At 68.4% G+C, this 2,724-nt stretch carries 3 protein-coding genes; all 3 read left to right on the top strand.

Annotated features, from left to right (window positions below):
• Nucleotides 1–21 precede the first annotated feature (21 nt).
• Complete coding sequence (dctP, locus tag WDW90_RS36165) at nt 22–1,044, top strand: TRAP transporter substrate-binding protein DctP (protein WP_336492564.1); 1,023 nt, start codon at nt 22–24, stop codon at nt 1,042–1,044.
• Nucleotides 1,041–1,757 carry a TRAP transporter small permease gene (locus WDW90_RS36160; protein WP_336492563.1) on the top strand — a complete coding sequence of 239 codons (717 nt, stop codon included), beginning with the start codon at nt 1,041–1,043 and terminating at the stop codon, nt 1,755–1,757. Before dctP ends, WDW90_RS36160 begins: the two co-directional genes overlap by 4 nt.
• A partial coding sequence (locus tag WDW90_RS36155) for a TRAP transporter large permease (RefSeq protein WP_336492562.1) occupies nt 1,754–2,724 on the top strand: 971 nt, incomplete at its 3' end. The genes WDW90_RS36160 and WDW90_RS36155, both read left to right, overlap by 4 nt.

Genomic DNA, 2,724 nt, shown 5'->3' with positions numbered 1-2,724 from the left:
GCGCTGCGGGAGAGAGACGCCATGGCCCTGACACGACGCCATATCCTTGCCTCGGGCCTCGCGGCCCCCGCCATCCTCACCTTCGGCCTGAATGCCGCGCGCGCGGCCACGACCCTCAAGCTGTCGCACCAGTTCCCGGGCGGCACGATCGACGAGGGCGATTTCCGCGACCGCATGTGCCGCAAGTTCGCGCAGACCGTGGCGGAGCGCTCCAAGGGGGCGCTCGAGGTGCAGGTCTATCCGGGCTCGTCGCTGATGAAGACGAACGCCCAGTTCGGCGCCATGCGCAAGGGCGCGCTCGACATGTCGCTCTACCCGAGCCCCTATGCCGGCGGCGAGGTGCCGGAGCTGAATATCGGCCTGATGCCGGCCCTCGTCACCTCCTACGCGCAGGGCGTCGCCTGGAAGAAGGCGCCGGTGGGCAGGAAGCTCGCCGAGATCCTCGACCAGAAGGGCATCGTCCTGATCTCCTGGGTCTGGCAGGCGGGCGGCGTCGCGAGCCGCGAGCGGCCCCTCTACGCGCCCGAGGACGCCAAGGGCCTCAAGGTCCGCGGCGGCTCGCGCGAGATGGACATGATGATGAAGCAGGCGGGCGCCGCCACGCTCTCGATCCCCTCGAACGAATCCTACGCCGCCATGCAGACGGGAGCGTGCGACGCGGTGCTCACCTCCTCCACCAGCCTGATCTCCTTCCGTCTCGAGGAACTGTGTAAGGCACTGACCTCCGGCCGCGAGCGCTCCTACTGGTTCATGCTCGAGCCGATCATGATGTCGAAGATCGTCTTCTCCGGCCTGCCGAAGGATCAGCAGGACCTGATCATGGCGACCGGCGCCGAGCTCGAGAGCTTCGGGCAGGCGGGCGCCAAGGCGGACGACACCAAGGTCGAGGAGATCTTCGCCAAGGCGGGCGCCAAGGTGCAGAACCTCGACGAGGGCACGATGGGCAAGTGGCGCAACATCGCCCGAGAGACCGCCTGGAAGGATTACGCGAACAAGAACGCCTCCTGCGCCGAACTCCTCAAGCTGGCGGAGCAGGTGTCATGAGCCACGCCTTCGACGCTGCCTCGGCCGCCGCCGAGACCCACGCCGCCCCGGAGTTCCGCGTGCCGGGGCCCCTCGGCGCCATCGACCGGATTGTGAGGGCCATTAACCAAGTGATCCTGCTCCTCGGCGGCATCGCGCTCGTCTGCGCCTGCCTCGTGCTGAGCTACAGCGTCGTCATCCGCTACATCCTGCACGAGCCGACCGACTGGCAGGACGAGATGGCGGTGTTCCTAATCGTGGGCGCCACCTTCTTCTCGGCCGCCGCCGTGCAGGCCAAGCGCGGCCACGTGGCCATCGAGGCCCTGACCGGGCTCCTCTCGCCGCGGGCGAACCGCGCCCGCCTGCTGGTGGCCGACCTCGTCAGCTTCGTCTTCGTGGTGTTCTTCGCCTGGAAGAGCTTCACGCTGCTGCACGAGGCCTGGGTCGACGGGCAGGTCTCGCAATCGACCTGGGGGCCGCCGCTCTGGATCCCCTACTCGCTGATGGCGGTGGGCATGAGCCTGCTCGGCATCCAGTTCGCCTTGCAGATCGCGGAGGAGATCCTCTACGGCCCCGAGAAGGCTGGCTGGGCCAAGCCCAAGATCGGCCTCGGCGCCGACATCAACCGGGACATGCAGGGCCGTCCCGACCTGACGCTGGAGGGCACCCACCCCCTGGGCGATCCTCTGAGTAACGTCACCCCGGACCCGAAGACCTCAGGAAGGCTGCAATGAGCGTCGCGACGATCGGCTTCCTCTACGCGGGGGCGACGCTCAGCGTGATGCTGGCGGGCATCCCCATCGCCTTCGCGCTCGGCTTCGTGGCGCTGGCCTTCATGTACGCGTTCATGCCCGCCGCCTCCCTCGATACGGTGACGCAGAACGTCTACGAGGAGATGGCCTCGATCACGCTGCTGTCGATCCCGCTCTTCATCCTGAAGGGGGCGGCGATCGGACGGTCCAAGGCCGGCCAGGACCTGTACTCGGCCATGCACGCCTGGATGCATCGCATCCCCGGGGGCCTCGGCATCGCCAACGTCTTCGCCTGCGCGCTGTTCGCCGCCATGGCGGGCTCGAGCCCGGCCACCTGCTCGGCCATCGGCTCGGCGGGCATCCCGGAGATGCGCAAGCGCGGCTACTCGCCGGGCTTTGCCGCCGGCATCATCGCGGCGGGCGGCACGCTCGGCATCCTGCTGCCGCCCTCGATCACCATGATCCTCTACGCGGTGGCGGCCGAGCAGTCGCTCGGCAGGCTGTTCCTGGCGGGCATCGGGCCGGGCCTCCTCCTGGTCAGCCTGTTCGCGGCTTGGTCGATCTACCGCTTCCGCTCGGAATACACGGCCGCCAAGCTGGCCTACGAGCGCGGCGGCACGACCTCGCCGATCCTGGCGGACGACAAGTACAGCATGCGGGAGCGCTTCTCGACGCTGCCGCGGGTGCTGCCCTTCGTCATCCTGCTCACCGGCGTGATGGTCGCCCTCTACGGCGGCTACGCCACGCCCTCCGAGACGGCGGGCCTCGGCGGGCTGCTGGCGCTCGGCCTGATCGCCATCATCTACGGGGTCTGGCGGCCGAAGGATGTCGGCCCGATCCTGACGGCGACGCTCAGGGAATCGACCATGCTGATGCTGATCATCGGCATGTCGCTCCTCTACGCCTACGTGATGAGCTACCTCCACATCTCGCAATCGGCCGCCGCGGC

Source organism: Methylobacterium nigriterrae, from assembly GCF_037106235.1.
In the GTDB taxonomy this organism is placed as follows: domain Bacteria; phylum Pseudomonadota; class Alphaproteobacteria; order Rhizobiales; family Beijerinckiaceae; genus Methylobacterium; species Methylobacterium nigriterrae.
The sequence above is the reverse complement of the archived record's forward strand: the minus strand, read 5'-3'. Positions and strand labels throughout refer to the sequence as shown.

Excerpts from the sequence above, each read along its gene's own strand:
- dctP (WP_336492564.1), top strand. The coding sequence starts at position 22 with ATGGCCCTGACACGACGCCATATCCTTGCCTCGGGCCTCGCGGCCCCC.
- WDW90_RS36160 (WP_336492563.1), top strand. The coding sequence starts at position 1,041 with ATGAGCCACGCCTTCGACGCTGCCTCGGCCGCCGCCGAGACCCACGCC.